Consider the following 13,074-nt stretch of genomic DNA (forward strand, 5'->3'; position numbering starts at 1 on the left):
ACTGCGTGCTGCTACGCCGCGTCCCAATTCGCCAAATCTCGCCGTGAAGCAGGTTCAGAGTTGATCGACAATTTCGCCATCGCCGTAACGCATCTGCTGATGGGCTATATCGCCGTCCGCCTGATGCTGCGCGCCGATCTCGATCACGAGCCTTCACCCGACACGCCGATCGACAGACCCATCGACGAGGGGCGAGAGTGACCGAGCTCGTCCTCATCGCTTTCCTCGCCGGGCTGGTCCTGCTCGGTTTCCGGCGGCCCTTCATCTGGGTGCTGGCGTATCTCTACGTCGATCTCGTGATGCCGCAGAAGATTGGCTACGTCATCCTGCCGATCGTCCCGATCTCGCTGATCTTCTTCGTCCTCGCGCTCGCCGGATGGGCGTTGATGGACGACAAGACGGGCACGCGCTTCACTTTCCGACAGGTCCTGATCGCGCTGCTGCTGGCATGGTGCGCCTACACCACGATGAATGCCGACTTCCCGGAAGCGGCGCTGACGAAGTGGGACTGGGTCTGGAAGACGATGGTATTCGCCATTTTCCTGCCCCTGACCCTGCGCACGCGCCTGCGACTGGAGACGGCCGCGCTGTTCGCCGTGCTTTCCATCGGAGCGATCGCGATATCGGGCGGGATCAAGACGATCTTCTCGGGCGGGGGCGGCTATGGCACGCTCGTTTCCCTGGTCGACCTCAATTCCGGCATTTACGAAGGCAGCACAAAGTCGATGGCGGCCATCGCCATCATCCCGCTGGTGTGGTGGTGCGCGCGTCATAGCTCGATCTTTCCGCGCCACTGGGCGGTGACGACATTCGCCATGGCTCTGATCCTCGCCTGCCTGCTGATCCCGATCGGCACGCAGACCCGCACGGGGCTGCTGTGTATCGGCGTGCTCGGTCTGCTCGTGATGCGCCACGCCCGGCATCGTTTCGCGCTGGGGGCAATCGCGGGAGTCCTCGGGCTGATTTCGCTGCCGTTCCTGCCTGCCAGTTATACCGAACGCATGGGCACGATCACGACTTTCCAGGCTGACACGTCGGCCTCTACCCGCGTCGCGGTGTGGGAATGGACGCTCGACTACGTGAAGGACAATCCGCTTGGCGGCGGGTTCGACGCCTATCTCGGCAACAGCTTCACCTACGACACGCGCGCGGAGGTGAACACGGGCGGCGTCACCAGGATCGAGCGGGTCGAGGTGACGGACGAAGCTCGGGCCTATCACTCCGCCTATTTCGAGATGCTGGGCGAACAGGGCTGGCCCGGATTCTGGTTGTGGATCGCCATTCACGTCATCGGCCTGTGGCAGATGGAGCGGCTGCAACGCGCGCTGCGAAGGTCAGATGATGCCGAAGATGCCCGGTTGCGGGCGCTGGCGATCGCGCTTCAGCAGGGGCAGATCGTGGCGCTGGTCGGCGCGCTGTTCGTGGGTATCGCCTTCCAGCCGTTCATGTTCCTGATCATCTCGTTGCAGACCGGCCTCGCGACGATCTGCGCCCGGCGGCTGGCGAGCGTGAAGGGCGCCGATCGCAAGCGCAAGCTGCGCCGACAGCGCGAACGGATGCAGGCAGCGACCGCATGATCGCACCACCGCTCGACGGACGCGATGTGCCGCAGCTTCACGCGCTGACGGGCCTGCGCGGTCTCGCGGCATGGATGGTGGTGCTTTACCATGTTCGCGGCAGCCTGACACAATTGCTGCCGGGCGAAGCGATAGAAATCTTCGCCAAGGGTTACCTCGCCGTCGACCTGTTCTTCATGTTGTCGGGCTTCGTCATGTGGTTGAACTACGGCCCGCGCTTCCGTGCGAACGGGTTCGGCGAAGTGCGCGGTTTCTGGTGGAAACGCTTTGCCCGCATCTGGCCGCTGCACGCGCTGGTGCTGCTCGGCATGATCGGTTTCGTGCTGGCGCTGATCGGCACTGGGCGCGACACGGCGGGCTATCCGCTGGAGGAGTTGCCGCTGCATATTCTGCTGTTGCAGAACTGGGGCTTCACCGGAGCGCTGAGTTGGAACCATCCCGCATGGTCGATCAGCACCGAGATGGCAGCTTACGTGATCTTCCCCGTGCTGGCGTGCCTTGTTCCGTGGGAACGTCTGCGACCGGCCATTTTGTTGCTGATCGTCGCGATGCTGTTTGCGGTGCTGGCCACGGGTTTCCTCGCCATGGGCTATGCCACTCTGGGCGAGGACATACCGCGTATGGGCCTTATACGTTGTCTGGCCGAATTTTCCGCCGGCATCGCCCTTTGTGCCCTGTGGCAGCAATGGCGCGGACGTGAGGGCGCAGCCTTCTGGTGCCTCGCCGCCTTCGCAGTTCTCGGCATCGTCGCGACCGAGCTTTCCTTGCCCGAAGTGGTTTTTGCGCCCGCTGTTCTTGCCAGCCTGATGCTTTCGCTGGCGCTCGACACCGGACGCATATCGCAGATTCTCGGCGGCCGCGTGCTTCGCTGGCTCGGCGACGTCAGTTACGCCACCTATCTGACCCACTTCTTCGTGTTCGTGCTGTTCAAGATCGCCTTCGTGGGGAGCGATATGCAGATCGGCTGGGGCGGGCTGGCGCTCTATCTCGGTACCGTTCTGGGTGCGTCGGCCATGCTGTACCACAACTTCGAAAAACCCGCGCAACGCTGGCTTAACTCACGTGCACCGGCATTCGCCCGCTTCAAACGGGCAGCAACGCCGCCTTGATAGGGCGATAGGACGAAGCGGTTTGCACCTGTTGGGGGTTTGCGCCATGAAGCGCCGCAACCAGTGGGAGAAGAGAGCATGAGTCCGCAGGAAATGGCCGCGAAGGTCGGTGAGAACATCGGTACGAGCGAGTGGGTCGAAATAAGCCAGGAACGGATCGACCAGTTCGCCGAAGCGACCGGCGATCACCAGTTTATCCACGTCGATCCGGAGCGTGCGAAACAGACGCCGTTCGGCGGCACCATCGCCCACGGCTTCCTGACGCTGTCGATGATCCCGTACCTCTCGTCGACCGCCGACACGCCGAAGATCGACGGTGTGAAAATGGGCGTGAACTACGGCGGCAACAAGACGCGCTTCATCAATCCCGTCCGCTCCGGCAAGCGCATTCGCGGTCACTGGAAACTGGTCGAATTCGTCGAGAAACGCCCGGGCCAGTGGCAGCACACCGCCGAAGTGACCATCGAAATCGAGGGTGAGGATAAGCCCGCCCTGATCGCCGAATGGATCAGCATGATCTTCGTCTGATCAAACGAACAATCCACTATTCAAACTTCAAGGAATACCCCCGATGCGTGACGCAGTAATCGTTTCCACCGCCCGCACGCCGCTGACCAAGGCCGGTCGCGGCGCTTTCAACAACACGCCTTCGCCGACGCTCGGCTCCCACTCGGTCAAGGCCGCGGTGGAACGGGCCGGCATCGAAGGCGGAGAGGTCGACGACATGGTGTTCGGCGCGGCGATGCAGCAGGGATCGCAGTCGCCAAACATCGCACGTCTGGTCGCCTTGCGCGCCGGCCTGCCAGTGACCGTCCCCGCCATGTCGCTGGACCGCCAGTGCTCCTCCGGCGTGATGTCGATCGCCACCGCGGCGAAGCAGATCATCGTCGACAACATGGACATCTGCGTCGCGGGCGGGGTCGAATCGATCTCCAAGATCCGCGGCGACAAGATGTTCATCGAGCCCGATCCCGAGCTGCTGGCGATGCACAAGGACACCTACATGCCGATGATCGGCACGGCGGAAGTCGTCGCGAAGCGTTACAACATCAGCCGCGAAGCGCAGGACGAATATTCGCTCCAGTCGCAGCAGCGCACCGCCGCCGCGCAGGAAGCGGGCAGGTTCGACGACGAAATCGTCCCGTGCGAAGCGATCATGGCAGTGATGGACAAGGAAACGAAGGAAGTTTCCTACCAGCAGGTCACCGCGACCAAGGACGAATGCAATCGTCCGGAGACCACGCTGGAAGGCCTTGCCAGCCTGAAGCCGGTGATGGGCGAAGGTCACACGATCACCGCAGGCAACGCCAGCCAGCTGTCGGACGGTTCCTCGGCCTGCGTGCTGATGGAAGCAAAAGTCGCCGAGAAGCGCGGGCTACAGCCGCTTGGCCGCTACGTCTGCATGGCGGCAGCGGGCACGGAGCCTGACGAAATGGGCATCGGACCAGTCTACGCCATCCCCAAGCTGCTCGAGCGCAGTGGGCTGAAGATGGACGACATCGGCCTGTGGGAACTGAACGAGGCGTTCGCCGTCCAGGTGCTGTACTGCCGCGACAAGCTCGGCATCCCGAACGAGCTGCTCAACGTCAACGGCGGCTCGATTTCCATCGGCCACCCTTTCGGCATGACCGGCGCGCGCTGCACCGGGCACGCGCTGATCGAAGGCAAGCGTCGCGGGGCAAAGTACGTCGTCGTCACCATGTGCGTCGGCGGCGGGCAGGGTGCGGCAACGCTTTTCGAAGTGCTCTGACCTCCGCCCTTTACGGGGCGACAGTGAAACAAAACTCCCGCGGTTCCGTTTTCATGCGGAACCGCGGGAGTTTTCGTATGCGAACTGCAGGTCTGGCTCTTCTGGCACTTGGCATGGCGGCGTGCACCGACGCGCCGGAAAGCTCAGCCGAAGCGGAAGGCCCCCCGGAATCACCCGCCCAGATTCCCGACGCGGCCGAAGTTGTGCCCGAAGGCGAGGGTTCCGACATGGACGCGCCCCAGTCGGAAGCGCGCAGCGGCGATGGCTACAGTTCGGCCTACACTACGCTCGATCTTGACGGCTGCGAAGTGCTGACATCCAATCCCGACGAGGGCGCCAGCACTACCTGGCGGTGCCCCGGCTACAAGGGCGTGGCGCTGTTCGTGCAGGAAGGCGACCTGAGGTTCGATGTCGATGCCGGGATAGAAAACGACCGCTTCGATACGCCCAGTCCGTTTAATCGGCTTGGCGAGACCGTCGAATGGCGCCTGAAGGATGGCGCACCTGTCGCGGTCATATTCCGCTACATCGTCCACAACGAAATCGGGCCGCAGCCGACCGAACTCGCCGTCGAATCCATCGGCACGCCCCGCTCGGCGGGCTGCCGGGTTGGCCGGATCGCCGGCAGCGCACCAGATGCCAACCGGCAAGCACGTCGGATTGCGGATGAGAGTGCAGCCGCGTTCGATTGTGCTAATGACCAGCCGATCGCAGTCGGCTCGGTAAGCTGAGCGGAAACGGGGAGAGCAGGCTATGGGTATCATGGAAATCATCGGCGTCGCTGGCAGCGCCAGCCTGCTTTCGGGCTGGAGGCTGTATCTGACAATCCTTGCCACCGGTATTGCGATGAACACCGGCGTGCTTCCTATCCCCGAACACCTCGAAGCGCTGCAGGTGCTCGCCAATCCATGGGTGATGGGCGTGGCGGGGGTCGCTGCGGTGTGCGAATTCTTCGCCGACAAGGTGATGTGGATCGACAGCCTGTGGGACACCGTCCACACCTTCATCCGTCCTGTCGGCGGGGCGCTGCTTGCCCTGGCAATCGTCGATCCGAGCGACCCGGCAACGCAGGTCGTCGCCTTCGTGCTCGGCGGAGGAGCATCGCTAATCGCACATGGCGGGAAGGCGGGCGCCCGGGCGGTGGTCAACACTAGTCCAGAGCCGGTGAGCAACATCGCCGTGTCGACCACGGAAGACATCGCGACGGTCGGGCTTTTATGGCTGGTCTACGAGTATCCCGTCGCGGCTGGCGTCGTCGCGCTGGCGCTGCTCGGCATCGCCATTGGCCTGCTGCTGCTGGCGCGTCGGATCATTCGCGGGCTGCTGGGGCGGGGCAGGAGGCCGGTGGCCGAGCCGCTCCCGCCGGCCTAGCTCATTTGCCGCCGGGGTTCGCGGCCATCCATTCCTCGACCACCGGTGCAATCTGGTCGCGCCACTTGCTGCCGTTGAAGATGCCGTAATGACCCGCGCCTGCGGCGAGGTGGTACTTCTTCTTTCTGATCGGCAGATTGGTGGCGAGATCGAGCGCGGCGCGCGTCTGGCCAATGCCCGAAATGTCGTCACGCTCCCCTTCGATGGCGAGGATCGCGCTTTCGGTGATGTCGTGGATATCCACCTGCTTGCCGCGGTGCGTGAAAGTGCCATTCGGGATCGAGTGCTTCTGGAACACTTCCTCGACCGTCTGGAGGTAGAATTCCGCCGTCATGTCGCAGACCGAAAGGTATTCGTCGTAGAAGTCCTTGGTGTTCTGCGCGCTCTCGTCGTCGCCGGCGGTCAGATGCTTGAACATCTCGTAATGGCTCATGATGTGATTGCCCAGGTTCATGCTCATGAACCCTGCAAGCTGCAGGAAGCCGGGATAGACACGCCGCCCCGCGCCCGCATAGGCGAGCGGCACCGTGGCGATGACCGTCTGCCGGAACCATTCGATCGGACGTTCCATCGCCAGGTCGTTAACCGTGGTAGGCGATTTGCGCGTGTCGATCGGGCCGCCCATCATGGTCAGCGTCGGCGGGGCGCAAGGGTGCTTGTCGCGATTGAGGATCGCCGTTGCCGCCAGCGCCGGGACGGACGGCTGGCAGACCGCGAGCATATGCGTGCCCGGACCGATATGTTCGAGGAACTCGATCAGGTAGTCGATGTAATCGTCGAGGTCGAAGCGACCTTCCGACATCGATACCTTCTTCGCATCGGCCCAGTCCGTGATGTAGACTTCGGTCGATTGCACCATCCGCTCGACCGTGCCGCGCAGGAGCGTGGCGTAATGCCCGCTCATCGGCGCGACGATCAGCAGCTTGGGCGCGTCTTCCGGCAGGCCTTCGCGGCGGAAGCGCAGCAGGTCGCCAAAGGGCTTCGGCAGCACGATGGCTTCCTCGACCGTGTGCGCCTTGCCGTCCACCTGGACCGTTTCGATGCCGAAGTCCGGCTTGCCGCGCGGAGCATAGGCGTGCGCGAAGACTTCCAGCGCCGAAGCCAGGATCGGCCCTGTGCCCATGTAGCCCATCGGATTGCGCGGGTTGCTGAGCATTTCCGCACCGACGGAGGCCCATGCGGCTGCCCCGTTGAGGAGGCTGCGCTGCATTTCATAGGCGTGGTATAACATTGATATTGTCCCTGTTCCGTCGAAACCCGGCGCCGCAAGAGGGCGCGTCCTGCTTTTCTCGTTTCGAGGGTATGTGGCCCCTCTGCCCTTATGTTGCAATGCACAATTGATTGAATTGGGCCAGAGTGCGTCAACTTTGGCTTGCCGGTTGCCTGCCCGCGCTTTCCACCCGCCGCCGCTTGGGTTAGGGCGCGCGCATGGCAGAAGCCGACCCCGATATCCTCCCCGAAGCGGAGCAGGAGCAACCGCCCAAGAAGGCGCGCTCGCTCGGTCCGCTGCGGATGATCTGGCGCAAGGTAGGCGACTATCCGCTGCATCTCGCTGCCGCGATGGCCGCGCTGCTTGTTTCGGCCGCGGCAACTCTTGGAATCCCTTGGAGTTTCAAGCATATCATCGACCAAGGCTTCGGTACCGGAGGCGACCCCGGCGATGTCTGGGTCTGGTTCGAACTGATGCTGGCCATTGTCGTCGTGCTATCGGTAGCGACCGGCCTGCGCTTCTATTTCGTCAGCTGGCTGGGTGAACGGGTCATTGCCGATATCCGCCGCGATGTGCAGGCGAATCTCCTGCGGCTCGCACCCGGTTTCTTCGAGGAGAACAGCCCGAAGGAAATTTCCAGCCGCATGACGAGCGATACGGCGATCATCGAACAGGTGGTCGGAACGACCGTCTCCGTCGCGCTGCGAAATTCGATCATGGTGATCGGCGGCATAGCCTTCCTTTTCACGCTTGCTCCGCAGATGACGGGCTTCCTGCTGATCGGCATACCGCTGATCATTCTGCCCATCGGGTGGTTCGGGCGGCGGCTGCGAAACATAAGCAAGTCCAGCCAGGACCGTGTGGCGGACATCGGCGCGATCACGGCCGAGGTGCTGGGCGCAATGAAGATCGTGCAAGCCTTCAATCAGGAAAGCCGAGAACTCGATCGCTTCGGCGCGGCAGTGGAACGGACCTTCGACACCGCCAAGCGCCGTATCCTGGTGCGCGCGGTGATGACCACGGTCGGCTTCATGCTGCTGATGGGCGCGATCACCATGCTGATGTGGCGTGGCGCTCTGGGCGTGTCGAGCGGCGCAATCAGCGGCGGCGACATTGCCGCTTTCGTGCTAACCGGCGGCTTGGTGGCGGGGGCGTTCGGTTCCCTGACCGAGGTTTACGGCGATCTCCTGCGCGGAGCGGGCGCGGCGGCGCGGCTGAACGAATTGCTGTACGAACAACCCGAGATCGCCGCGCCCGAACGTCCGCTCGACCTGCCCGACCCGCCGCGCGGTTCGCTGTCGTTCGACAATGTGACCTTCCGCTACCCCACAAGGCCCGATAGCGCAGCAATCCGCGAGTTTTCGCTGGCGATCGAACCGGGGGAAACGGTCGCCATCGTCGGACCTTCTGGCGCCGGCAAATCGACCATCTTTCAGCTGGCGGAACGGTTCTACGACCCGCAGGTCGGCACGGTCCGCATCGACGGCGTGCCGCTGACGCGGGTCGACCCGGCAGAGGTACGTCGCCGCATCGCTTTCGTGCCGCAAGAAGGCATCCTGTTCGCCGCGAGCGCGCGCGACAACCTGCGGTACGGCGCATGGGACGCGAGCGAGGACGCGATCTGGGAAGCGGCGCGAGCGGCCAATGCGGCAGAGTTCCTCGAAAGCCTGCCGGAAGGACTCGAAACCTTTCTGGGAGAGAGCGGAGCGCGCCTTTCCGGTGGCCAGCGTCAGCGGCTCGCCATCGCGCGGGCGCTGCTGCGCGATGCACCGATCCTGTTGCTGGACGAGGCGACCAGCGCGCTCGATGCCGAGAGCGAGCGACTGGTGCAGGATGCGCTCGACCGCCTGATGCAGAGCAGGACCACGCTGGTCATTGCCCACCGCCTTGCCACCGTGCGCGCGGCCGACCGCATCGTGGTGATGGAGGACGGGCGCATCGTCGAGCAGGGCGACCATGCGAGCCTGACGGCAAAGGGCGGGCTCTACGCGCGACTCGCCGCGCTCCAGTTCGATGAAGCCGCTACCGGCCAGGCGTGAGCCGGCGTCAGCAGGCCAGCTTCAGGCGCGGTTTATCGACAAGGTTGCAACTGTAACCGACGAAATGCACTCTGGCTGCGGCAAGTTCGGCTAGATAGACTTCGCTACGAAAACTTCGCGACTCCGCGCAACCGGGGGCGCAAATCTGGGGACGCTTACCATGCTCAAGACGCTTCTCGTCACCGGCGCATCCGCGCTGGCACTTTCCCTTTCGGCTCCTGCCGCGGCGCAGGACGCGGCAGAAACGCCGCTTCCCGAAATGAACTTCGGCGAATGGGGCTTCGATCCCGGCGCAATCGACACCAATGTCGATCCGGGCGACGATTTCAACGCTTACGCCAATGGCAAGTGGGTGCGCGAAAACCCGATCCCGCCCGAATTCAGCCGCTTCGGCGCATTCAACATCCTTGGCGAAAAATCGACTTCGGACGTGCGCGCGCTTGTGACCGACCTGGCGGCGGAAAACCCGGCGCCCGGCACGAAGGAAGCGCGCATCGTCGATGCCTTCAATGCGTATATGAATGTCGATGCGATCAACGCAGCGGGCCTAGCCCCGGCGCAGCCTTACCTCGCCAAGATCTACGGCGCGCAGGATCTCGGCGCGCTGGTCGATCTGTTCGGTGAACCGGGCGTCCCCTCGCTCATCTCCGCCGGCGTCGGCGTCGACGAGAAGGATCCGACGAGCTACGCCGTCAGCGTCGGCTTCAACGGGATGGGCCTGCCCGACCGCGACTATTACCTCGTCGATAACGAGCGCAACGAGGAAATCCGCGCGAAGTATAAGGACTACCTCGCCTTCCTGCTGGGTAAGGCAGGTTATACCGACGCCGCCGCAGCAGCGGAATCGGTCTACGGGTTCGAACGGCAGGTGGCAGAGCTGGAATGGGATCGCACGGTCCTGCGCAATGCCGACCTTACCTACACCAAGATCACCCGCGACGAACTGATTGCGCTCTCGCCCGAATTCCCGACCCTGCGCTTCCTGCAGGCGGAAGAATTTGCCGATGTCGATACCTTCATCCTGCCCCAGCTTCCGCCGAGCGCGGAGCGGGCCGAAGAGCTCGGCCTCGATGCGGCGACGATGGCGAAGATCGGTGGCGGCACTCCGGCGATGATGAAGCTGCTGACCGAAACGCCGCTCGCAACGCTCAAGGCCTTCATGGCCGCCCAGATGCTGTCCGATGCGGCCTCCGTCCTGCCCAGCGATATCGACGACGCGCGCTTTGCGTTCTTCGGCAAGTTCCTCGGCGGGCAGGAAGAACAGCGGCCGCGCTGGAAGCGCGCCATCGGTTCGACCGAAGGCCTGCTCGGCGAACAGCTTGGTGCCGCCTATGTCGAGCGGTACTTCCCGCCCGAAAGCAAGGCGGCGATGGACGACCTGGTTGCCAACCTGCGCAAGTCGCTGGCTGCCAGCATCGCCGAAATCGACTGGATGACCGAGCCGACCAAGGCGCAGGCCTTGGCCAAGCTCAATTCCTTCACTCCGAAGATCGGTTATCCCGACGAATTCGAGACCTATGACGGGCTGACCATCGCCGGCGACGACGCCTTCGGCAACCGTCTCCGCTCGATCGCCTGGCAGGTCGCCGACAACAAGTCGAAGCTGGGCCAGCCGGTCGACCGGACCGAGTGGTACATGCTGCCGCAGACGGTGAATGCCTATTACAACCCGCCGATGAACGAGATCGTTTTCCCGGCTGGCATCCTGCAGCAGCCGTTCTTCGGCGCGAGTGCGGATGCGGCCGTGAATTATGGCGGCATCGGGGCCGTGATCGGCCACGAGATGGGTCATGGTTTCGACGACCAGGGCTCGAAGTATGACGCGACCGGCACGCTGCGCAACTGGTGGCAGGATGCCGACCGCGCGCAGTTCGACGAGCTGGGCGACAAGCTGGTCGCGCAATACGACAGCTATTGCCCCTACGATGACGGCAAGACCTGCGTGAACGGGCGCTTCACCCTGGGCGAAAACATCGGTGACGTCGGCGGCCTTTCGATGGCCTACCGCGCCTACAGGATGTCGCTGAACGGCGAAGAAGCACCGGTGATCGACGGTCTGACCGGCGACCAGCGTTTCTTCCTGGCCTGGGCGCAGGTGTGGCGCTCCATGCAGCGTGAGGAAGCAGGCCGCCAGCGGCTGCTGACCGATCCGCACAGCCCGGAAACCTTCCGCGTCAACGGCCCGGTGCGGAACATGGACGCGTGGTACAAGGCGTTCAACGTCACGCCTGACGACGAACTGTACATCGCGCCGGAAGACCGCGTCGTCATCTGGTAAGCAGGATTTCCCGGCGCGGGTCACGCGAAGCGCTTGACTTCGCTCCCGCGCCGGTAAATTCGCGAAGTCCCGGGCGGGGAGCCCGCAAAAGGACGTTTTTTTCGCATGACCTTCGCCCAGATGCTGATCCTCGCCATCGTGCAGGGGGTCACTGAGTTCCTGCCCATTTCCTCCTCCGGCCACCTCATTCTGGTGCCCGTCTTTACCGGGGCGGCGGATCAGGGTCCGATGCTCGACATTGCCGTCCACGTCGGATCGCTGCTCGCGATCGTGGTCTATTTCTTCAAGGACGTGGTCACGCTGGCGCGCGGCGGTTTTGCCACCGTCGGCATCGGCAAGGCGCCGGAAGAGCGCAAGCTGTTCTGGTGGATCCTTCTCGGCACGATTCCCGCGGTTCTTGTCGGCCTGTCGATCAAGCTCGGCTTGTTCAATTCCGCGGTGGAGCAGATGTTCGGCCTGACGGTCGAGAACGACGACTTGCTTGAATCGCTGCGCTTCACGGATTTGATTGCGGTCAATCTAATCGTTTACGGCATCCTGCTCGGACTGGCAGACAGGTTCGGCGCGACGACCCGACGGTTCGAGGACATGGGGTGGCGCGATGGCCTCATCGTCGGTGCGGCCCAGGCTCTGGCTCTGATCCCCGGCACCAGCCGCTCGGGCGTCACGATGACGGCGGCACGCACGCTGGGGTTCGGACGGGTCGAAGCTGCGCGCTTCTCCTTCCTCCTCTCGATCCCGGCCGTGGCCGGGGCAGGGGTCCTGATCGTGCCTGACCTGATGGAGGCTGGCAGCGAGCTGGTGATGGAGGCGCTGATCACCGGCGGCCTGACCTTCATCGCGGCCTTCGCGACGATGGCGTTCCTGATGAACTTCCTGAAGCGCGCGTCGATGATGGTGTTCGTGCTCTACCGCATCGCGATGGGTGTCGCGCTTCTCGCATTTTTCTGACTCATTTCGCCCCAATTGGACCTGCGCTGCCTTTTTGACCGGAACCGATGCCGAAATGGCTCGTTGCTCGGACTAAGGAAGACAGGATCAAATGGGTTTACTCGTAATCATCTGCACAGGCGCTGCCCTTGGCTGGCTGGCAACTGTCATCGAAGGGATCGACCAGTCGGGTGGCGTTATCGTACGTCACATGGCGGTTGGCATCTTCGGTGCGATGACGGGTGCCGCGGTTTTTGCCCCGCTCATTTTCGGCAGCAGGGTTTCCGGCGACTTCGCCAGTGCTACAGCGCTGATGCTCGGCGTAGCCGGTTCCGTGGCAGCGCTATCGATCAACAAGCTTCTCATGCAGCGCGCGTTGCATTAACAAACCTAGTTACGAATCAAGCTTCACAAGAGGGCGAACACTTTTTCTAGCCCAATACCAGAAGGGGAACTTACCAATGAAGACCATTTTCAAGAGCGCATCGCTTGCCACCGTCGCGGCTTTCGGCCTGACTCTGGCCGCTTGCGACAGCCCGGCTGAAGAAGCTGCTGAAGAGCAGGCTGAAGTCATGGAAGACCAGGCTGATGCCATGGAAGACGCTGGCCAGATCACCGACGCCGAAGCCGACGTGATGGAAGAAGAAGCTGACCGCGTCGAAGATGCCGCCGAAGGCGACACCGACATGGGCACGAACGACGAGCCGATCGGCGAAACCGTCGACGAATCGACCATGTAATCAGCCGTCAGGCGATTATTCGAAAGCCGGCTCGGGAGCGATCCCGGGCCGGTTTTTGTTTGTGCACGTC

13 protein-coding genes are annotated in these 13,074 nt (G+C 63.2%); 12 read left to right on the forward strand and 1 reads right to left on the reverse strand.

Features of this window, described 5'->3' with window-relative positions; translation table 11 throughout:
* The first annotated feature begins 60 nt into the window (after positions 1-60).
* From ACXYN8_RS09840 to ACXYN8_RS09870, 7 genes are all read left to right on the forward strand, one after another.
* The gene (locus ACXYN8_RS09840) at positions 61-201 is read left to right on the forward strand and encodes a hypothetical protein (protein WP_458889257.1); all 141 of its coding nucleotides are present in this window, start codon (positions 61-63) and stop codon (positions 199-201) included.
* The gene (locus ACXYN8_RS09845; RefSeq protein WP_458889258.1) at positions 198-1,577 is read left to right on the forward strand and encodes a DUF5935 domain-containing protein; all 1,380 of its coding nucleotides are present in this window, start codon (positions 198-200) and stop codon (positions 1,575-1,577) included. The genes ACXYN8_RS09840 and ACXYN8_RS09845 overlap by 4 nt, the downstream gene beginning before the upstream one ends.
* Positions 1,574-2,686, forward strand: coding sequence for an acyltransferase family protein (locus ACXYN8_RS09850; protein ID WP_458889259.1), 1,113 nt, complete (start codon positions 1,574-1,576; stop codon positions 2,684-2,686). Before ACXYN8_RS09845 ends, ACXYN8_RS09850 begins: the two co-directional genes overlap by 4 nt.
* A 78-nt stretch (positions 2,687-2,764) precedes the next feature.
* Positions 2,765-3,214, forward strand: coding sequence for a MaoC family dehydratase (locus ACXYN8_RS09855; RefSeq protein ID WP_458889260.1), 450 nt, complete (start codon positions 2,765-2,767; stop codon positions 3,212-3,214).
* A 43-nt stretch (positions 3,215-3,257) separates the two neighbouring features.
* A complete protein-coding gene (locus tag ACXYN8_RS09860; RefSeq protein ID WP_458889261.1) occupies positions 3,258-4,436 on the forward strand; it encodes an acetyl-CoA C-acyltransferase in 1,179 nt (392 codons plus the stop codon).
* 77 nt (positions 4,437-4,513) lie between these two features.
* Positions 4,514-5,167, forward strand: a complete 654-nt coding sequence (locus ACXYN8_RS09865) for a hypothetical protein (protein WP_458889262.1) — start codon at positions 4,514-4,516, stop codon at positions 5,165-5,167.
* Between the two features lie 22 nt (positions 5,168-5,189).
* Positions 5,190-5,807: a DUF4126 domain-containing protein gene (locus ACXYN8_RS09870; RefSeq protein WP_458889263.1), complete on the forward strand. Its 618-nt coding sequence runs from the start codon at positions 5,190-5,192 to the stop codon at positions 5,805-5,807.
* 1 nt (position 5,808) lies between these two features.
* On the opposite strand, the gene ACXYN8_RS09875 is transcribed toward ACXYN8_RS09870, so the two are convergent.
* Positions 5,809-7,038: a polyhydroxyalkanoate depolymerase gene (locus ACXYN8_RS09875; RefSeq protein ID WP_458889264.1), complete on the reverse strand. Its 1,230-nt coding sequence runs from the start codon at positions 7,036-7,038 to the stop codon at positions 5,809-5,811.
* Between the two features lie 197 nt (positions 7,039-7,235).
* Between ACXYN8_RS09875 and ACXYN8_RS09880 the strand changes: the two genes are divergently transcribed.
* The 5 genes from ACXYN8_RS09880 (at position 7,236) to ACXYN8_RS09900 (ending at position 13,004) form a co-directional block, all read left to right on the forward strand.
* Positions 7,236-9,056, forward strand: coding sequence for an ABC transporter transmembrane domain-containing protein (locus ACXYN8_RS09880; protein ID WP_458889265.1), 1,821 nt, complete (start codon positions 7,236-7,238; stop codon positions 9,054-9,056).
* 160 nt (positions 9,057-9,216) lie between these two features.
* Positions 9,217-11,334: a M13 family metallopeptidase gene (locus ACXYN8_RS09885; protein WP_458889266.1), complete on the forward strand. Its 2,118-nt coding sequence runs from the start codon at positions 9,217-9,219 to the stop codon at positions 11,332-11,334.
* Between the two features lie 105 nt (positions 11,335-11,439).
* On the forward strand, positions 11,440-12,285 hold the full coding sequence (locus ACXYN8_RS09890; protein WP_458889267.1) for an undecaprenyl-diphosphate phosphatase: 846 nt from the start codon (positions 11,440-11,442) through the stop codon (positions 12,283-12,285).
* Positions 12,286-12,376: 91 nt separating this feature from the next.
* Entirely contained in the window at positions 12,377-12,649 is a 273-nt protein-coding gene (locus tag ACXYN8_RS09895; RefSeq protein WP_458889268.1) for a hypothetical protein, read from the forward strand.
* Between the two features lie 76 nt (positions 12,650-12,725).
* Positions 12,726-13,004 (forward strand): hypothetical protein, encoded by a 279-nt coding sequence (locus ACXYN8_RS09900; protein WP_458889269.1) that lies wholly within the window; start codon positions 12,726-12,728, stop codon positions 13,002-13,004.
* Positions 13,005-13,074 lie beyond the last annotated feature (70 nt).

The sequence above is a fragment of the Altererythrobacter sp. CAU 1778 genome, assembly GCF_054482795.1.

Coding starts and splice junctions, on each gene's coding strand:
- ACXYN8_RS09850 (WP_458889259.1), top strand. CDS start 1,574: ATGATCGCACCACCGCTCGACGGACGCGATGTGCCGCAGCTTCACGCG.
- ACXYN8_RS09855 (WP_458889260.1), top strand. CDS start 2,765: ATGAGTCCGCAGGAAATGGCCGCGAAGGTCGGTGAGAACATCGGTACG.
- ACXYN8_RS09860 (WP_458889261.1), top strand. CDS start 3,258: ATGCGTGACGCAGTAATCGTTTCCACCGCCCGCACGCCGCTGACCAAG.
- ACXYN8_RS09865 (WP_458889262.1), top strand. CDS start 4,514: ATGCGAACTGCAGGTCTGGCTCTTCTGGCACTTGGCATGGCGGCGTGC.
- ACXYN8_RS09870 (WP_458889263.1), top strand. CDS start 5,190: ATGGGTATCATGGAAATCATCGGCGTCGCTGGCAGCGCCAGCCTGCTT.
- ACXYN8_RS09875 (WP_458889264.1), bottom strand. CDS start 7,038: ATGTTATACCACGCCTATGAAATGCAGCGCAGCCTCCTCAACGGGGCA.
- ACXYN8_RS09880 (WP_458889265.1), top strand. CDS start 7,236: ATGGCAGAAGCCGACCCCGATATCCTCCCCGAAGCGGAGCAGGAGCAA.
- ACXYN8_RS09885 (WP_458889266.1), top strand. CDS start 9,217: ATGCTCAAGACGCTTCTCGTCACCGGCGCATCCGCGCTGGCACTTTCC.
- ACXYN8_RS09890 (WP_458889267.1), top strand. CDS start 11,440: ATGACCTTCGCCCAGATGCTGATCCTCGCCATCGTGCAGGGGGTCACT.
- ACXYN8_RS09895 (WP_458889268.1), top strand. CDS start 12,377: ATGGGTTTACTCGTAATCATCTGCACAGGCGCTGCCCTTGGCTGGCTG.
- ACXYN8_RS09900 (WP_458889269.1), top strand. CDS start 12,726: ATGAAGACCATTTTCAAGAGCGCATCGCTTGCCACCGTCGCGGCTTTC.